Origin of the sequence: Natronogracilivirga saccharolytica (genome assembly GCF_017921895.1) — a bacterium.
Classification (GTDB): Bacteria; Bacteroidota; Rhodothermia; order Balneolales; family Natronogracilivirgulaceae; genus Natronogracilivirga; species Natronogracilivirga saccharolytica.
In genome coordinates, this window is the sequence record NZ_JAFIDN010000023.1 from 1 (window position 1) to 5,450 (window position 5,450).

The 5,450-nt window shown below is 56.1% G+C and carries 2 tRNA genes and 3 rRNA genes; all 5 read right to left on the minus strand.

The features are described 5' to 3' along the window. Positions 1–112: 112 nt before the first annotated feature. Positions 113–222, minus strand: a 5S ribosomal RNA gene (gene rrf, locus NATSA_RS15160). A 69-nt stretch (positions 223–291) separates the two neighbouring features. Then, positions 292–3,207 (minus strand): 23S ribosomal RNA (locus NATSA_RS15165). A 160-nt stretch (positions 3,208–3,367) separates the two neighbouring features. Next, positions 3,368–3,441: transfer RNA gene (locus NATSA_RS15170), tRNA-Ala, on the minus strand. 4 nt (positions 3,442–3,445) lie between these two features. Further along, positions 3,446–3,522: transfer RNA gene (locus tag NATSA_RS15175), tRNA-Ile, on the minus strand. 69 nt (positions 3,523–3,591) lie between these two features. Continuing rightward, positions 3,592–5,135: ribosomal RNA gene (locus tag NATSA_RS15180) — 16S ribosomal RNA — on the minus strand. The 16S, 23S and 5S rRNA genes sit together here with 2 tRNA genes alongside, the layout of an rRNA operon. Positions 5,136–5,450: the final 315 nt, after the last annotated feature.

Consider the following 5,450-nt stretch of genomic DNA (forward strand, 5'->3'; position numbering starts at 1 on the left):
ACAAAAAAAACGTCAAAAGGATGCCAGGGATTGGGATAAAAAAAAAGCGGGACGCCGTGGTTATGGAGGACCGTTGAGCGCCCCGCTGAGGGGGGTAAAGATAAAAAAAGAGATGAGGCGACCACCTACTCTCCCGCTTTTGGCAGTACCATCGGCACCGAGGAGCTTAACGGCCGTGTTCGGTATGGGAACGGGTGTGGCCTCCCGGCTATAATCACCTCATCAGTATCAAAAAAACAAATACCGGGCAGCAAACGCCGGGTTGGCCGGCAAGGTCTTGTGCAGACCCAAAGACAAAAGCCGTAAGAGCGATTAGTACGGCTCGGCTGAACATGTTACCATGCGTACACCTGCCGCCTATCGACCTGGTCGTCTTCCAGGGCTCTTGGGGGAATACTTATCTTGGAGTGGGCTTCGCGCTTAGATGCTTTCAGCGGCTTATCCCGTCCGAACATAGCTACCCTGCGGTGCATGCGACCACACAACAGGTACACCAGCGGTTCGTCCACCCCGGTCCTCTCGTACTAGAGGCAGCTCTCCTCAATATTCCAACGCCCACAGTAGATAGGGACCGAACTGTCTCACGACGTTCTGAACCCAGCTCGCGTACCGCTTTAAATGGCGAACAGCCATACCCTTGGGACCTTCTCCAGCCCCAGGATGCGATGAGCCGACATCGAGGTGCCAAACCTCCCCGTCGATATGAACTCTTGGGGGAGATCAGCCTGTTATCCCCGGAGTACCTTTTATCCTTTGAGCGACGGCCCTTCCATACGGAACCGCCGGATCACTAAGCCCTGCTTTCGCAGCTGCTCGACGTGTCTGTCTTGCAGTCAAGCTCCCTTGTGCCTTTACACTCGCGGCACGATTGCCAACCGTGCTGAGGGAACCTTTGGGAGCCTCCGTTACTATTTAGGAGGCGACCGCCCCAGTCAAACTACCCACCATGCACTGTGCCCTGCGGTTACAGGGTTAGAACCCAGCTGAGCCAAGGGTGGTATTTCAAGGATGGCTCCACATCGACTGGCGCCGACGCTTCGAAGCCTCCCACCTATCCTGCACATGACTCATCCGAATCCAATGCAAAGCTGTAGTAAAGGTTCACGGGGTCTTTCCGTCCCACTGCGGGTACTCGGCGTCATCACCGAGACCACAATTTCACCGAGCTCATGGCCGAGACAGTGCCCAAATCGTTACACCATTCGTGCAGGTCGGAACTTACCCGACAAGGAATTTCGCTACCTTAGGACCGTTATAGTTACGGCCGCCGTTTACCGGGGCTTCAGTCAAGCGCTTTGAGGCCGAAGCCTCTAACGCCCTTCCTTAACCTTCCGGCACCGGGCAGGTGTCAGTCCCTATACATCCACTTCCGTGTTAGCAGAGACATGTGTTTTTGATAAACAGTCGTTTGGGCCTTTTCACTGCGCCCCCCAACACCCGAAGGCATCAGGGGGGATCCTTCTCCCGAAGTTACGGATCCAATTTGCCGAGTTCCTTGGCCATGAATCACTCGAGCACCTTAGGATTCTCTCCTCACCCACCTGTGTCGGTTTGCGGTACGGGCCGCATAAACTAACTACGACGCTTTTCTTGGCAGCCTGATTAGCCTGACTATCCGTTCGGCCGAAGCCTCCCGGTACTGTCGGCGCTCAGCCTGATGGCCGGCGGATTTGCCTGCCGGCCGGCCTAACGCCTTCAACGTGGGCATTCGTCACCACGCGCAGGGGTCACTTCTGCGTCACGCCTTAGCTTAGCGTTTATGCGGGTACGGGAATATTTAACCCGTTTGCCATCGGCCTGCTCTGGCCCTGCCAGAGGTGCCTTAGGACCCGACTAACCCTGATCCGATTAGCGTTGATCAGGAAACCTTGGGTTTTCGGTGGGCCGGTTTCTCACCGGCCTTGTCGTTACTCATGCCTACAGTTTCTCTTCCCAGGGCTCCACCACCGGTCTCCCGATGACTTCTGCGCCCTGGCAATGCTCCCCTACCCCTTGCAGGTAAACCTGCAAAGACACAGCTTCGGCAACCGACTTGATGCCCGACCATTTTCGACGCCGGGTCGCTCGATCAGTGAGCTATTACGCACTCTTTAAATGAATGGCTGCTTCTAAGCCAACATCCTGATTGTCTGAGCAACCCAACCTTCTTTGATCAACTTAGACGGTATTTGGGGGCCTTAGCTGGTGTTCCGGGTTGTTTCCCTCTCGTCACAGGACGTTATCATCCTGTGGCTGACTGCCGGGCTGGAATACTGCGGAATTCGGAGTTTGTCAAGGTTTGGTAGGCGGTGAAGCCCCCTAGCCTAATCAGTGCTCTACCTCCGCAGCACATCACCCGACGCTATACCTAAATATATTTCGGGGAGAACGAGCTATCTCCAAGTTCGATTGGCTTTTCACCCCTATCCACAGCTCATCCCCTGATTTTTCAACATCAGTGGGTTCGGACCTCCACCGGGTGTTACCCCAGCTTCATCCTGGCCATGGATAGATCACTTGGTTTCGCGTCTGCCCCGCCGTACTGCGCGCCCTTTCAGACTCGCTTTCGCTGCGGCTGCGCCCCAGAAGGGCTTAACCTCGCACGACAGGTGCAACTCGTAGGCTCATTATGCAAAAGGCACGCCGTCACCCTGTTTGCCACGAATGGCAAATAAGGCTCCGACCGCTTGTAGGCACACGGTTTCAGGTACTTTTAACTCGCCCTCTCGGCGTTCTTTTCACCTTTCCCTCACGGTACTTGTTCGCTATCGGTCACCGAGGAGTATTTAGCCTTGCCGGATGGTGCCGGCCGATTCAGACAGGGTTTCTCCGGCCCCGCCCTACTCAGGATACCACTACCAACAACATCGCTTACGCCTACAGGGCTTTCACCTTCTGCGGCCGGCCGTTCCAGGGCCGTTCGACTTCGCTTTGTCGCCGGTTGTTGTGGTCCTACTACCCCGACGGCCAATGGCCGCCGGTTTGGGCTGTTCCCGGTTCGCTCGCCACTACTTCGGGAATCACTGTTGTTTTCTTCTCCTGCCCCTACTGAGATGGTTCAGTTCAGGGCGTTCGCCCCCGGCCGAAGCCGGGTCTGGGGGGTTGTCCCATTCGGAAATCCGCGGATCACAGCTTCTTTGCAGCTCCCCGCGGCTTATCGCAGCTTTGCACGTCCTTCTTCGCCTCTCGGTGCCAAGGCATCCACCATGTGCCCTTTGGTGCTTTTGTCTTTTGGCCTGCACATGTCCTTGTGCAGCGCCGGACCCGCCCAACGGACAGGTCCTCCTTTGTTTGCTACCCAGTATGTCAAAGAACCCGCGGGCACAGCCCGCTTCGGTTGCCTTTCCTTCAAAAAAAAAAATCTGCCACGGCATCGCCTGCCGGGCCGTGGAGCTAGCCGGAATCGAACCGGCGACCTCCTGCTTGCAAGGCAGGCGCTCTAGCCAGCTGAGCTATAGCCCCAAAGTGGTGGGCTTGGGAGGAGTTGAACCTCCGACCTCACGCTTATCAGGCGTGCGCTCTAACCACCTGAGCTACAAGCCCAGCGGCCCCTGAACGGGGAAAAAACAAGAAAATCGCACAGCGAAGACCAACCAGGTCGACTCTCCTTAGTAAGGAGGTGATCCAGCCGCACCTTCCGGTACGGCTACCTTGTTACGACTTAGCGCCAGTTGCGAGTCTTACCCTGGATACCTGCCCCCCGAAGGTTAGCACGGCATCGTCAGGTACTACCCACTTCCATCGCTTGACGGGCGGTGTGTACAAGGCCCGGGAACGTATTCACCGCCTCATTGCTGATAGGCGATTACTAGCGATTCCAACTTCACGCAGTCGAGTTGCAGACTGCGATCCGAACTGGGATCGGCTTTGCGGATTGGCCACTGCTCGCGCAGCAGCTGCCCTCTGTACCGACCATTGTAGCACGTGTGCAGCCCCGGACGTAAGGGCCATGATGACTTGACGTCGTCCCCACCTTCCTCACTACTTGCGTAGGCAGTCTGGCTAGAGTCCCCGCCATTATGCGTTGGTAACTAACCACAGGGGTTGCGCTCGTTGCGGGACTTAACCCAACACCTCACGGCACGAGCTGACGACAGCCATGCAGCACCTTCCCTGGCGCCCCGAAGGGACCTGCCTTTTCGGGCAGTAGCACCAGAGATTTAGCCCGGGTAAGGTTCTTCGCGTTGCATCGAATTAAGCCACATGCTCCACCGCTTGTGCGGGCCCCCGTCAATTCCTTTGAGTTTCATTCTTGCGAACGTACTCCCCAGGTGGTATGCTTAATGCGTTAGCTGCAGCACTGATCACGGCCAAACCGTGACCAACACCTAGCATACATCGTTTACAGCGTGGACTACCAGGGTATCTAATCCTGTTCGCTCCCCACGCTCTCGTGCCTCAGCGTCAGTTGTGACCCAGCAGGCCGCCTTCGCCACTGGTGTTCTTCGTAATATCTATGCATTTCACCGCTACACTACGAATTCCACCTGCCTCTGTCACACTCAAGAAACCCAGTATCCATGGCACGTTTGCCGTTGAGCGGCAACATTTCACCACAGACTTAAGCTTCCGCCTACGCACCCTTTACGCCCAATGATTCCGGACAACGCTTGCACCCTCCGTATTACCGCGGCTGCTGGCACGGAGTTAGCCGGTGCTTATTCAACGGGTACCGTCAAATCCGGACAAATCCAGATCATTCTTCCCCGACAAAAGCCGTTTACGATTCAAAGAACCTTCTTCCGGCACGCGGCGTGGCTGCGTCAGGCTTTCGCCCATTGCGCAATATTCCTCACTGCTGCCTCCCGTAGGAGTCTGGCCCGTGTCTCAGTGCCAGTGTGGGGGATCATCCTCTCAGAACCCCTAAGCATCATCGTCTTGGTAGGCCGTTACCCTGCCAACTAACTAATGCTGCGCAAACTCATCTGCAGGCGCCCCGAAGGGCTTTAACAACTGTGGCCATGCGGCCCCGCTGCATCATGCGGTATTAGCCCCGGTTTCCCGGGGTTATCCCCCACCTGCAGGCAGATTGTTTACGTGTTACGCACCCGTACGCCAGTCTCATCACCGAGCAAGCTCGGTGAATCCCCTTCGACTTGCATGTGTTAGGCCCGCCGCCAGCGTTCGTCCTGAGCCAGGATCAAACTCTCCGTTGTAATAGTACTGCTATTACTTTCATTGAGCCTGAACTCCCGGCCGGTCATTGCCTTGTTCCCAAACCCGGCGCCCGTTATAAGCGCCCGGTCCGGGGGCTCGCTATGCGATTTTCTTGTCTTTTCATCCGGTCAAAGAACATCCCGCCACCGTTTTTGTGGCAGACTCCAAATATACAATCTTTTTATATCCGTTGTCAACTCCTTTCGAAAAAAAACCGACAACGCCCGCCCGCTTCCCTTCCTGCTCAGCCGGCGGAACTCACAATATACCACCACCCCGCTGACCTTGTCAATATCTATTTATACAAATCAGCG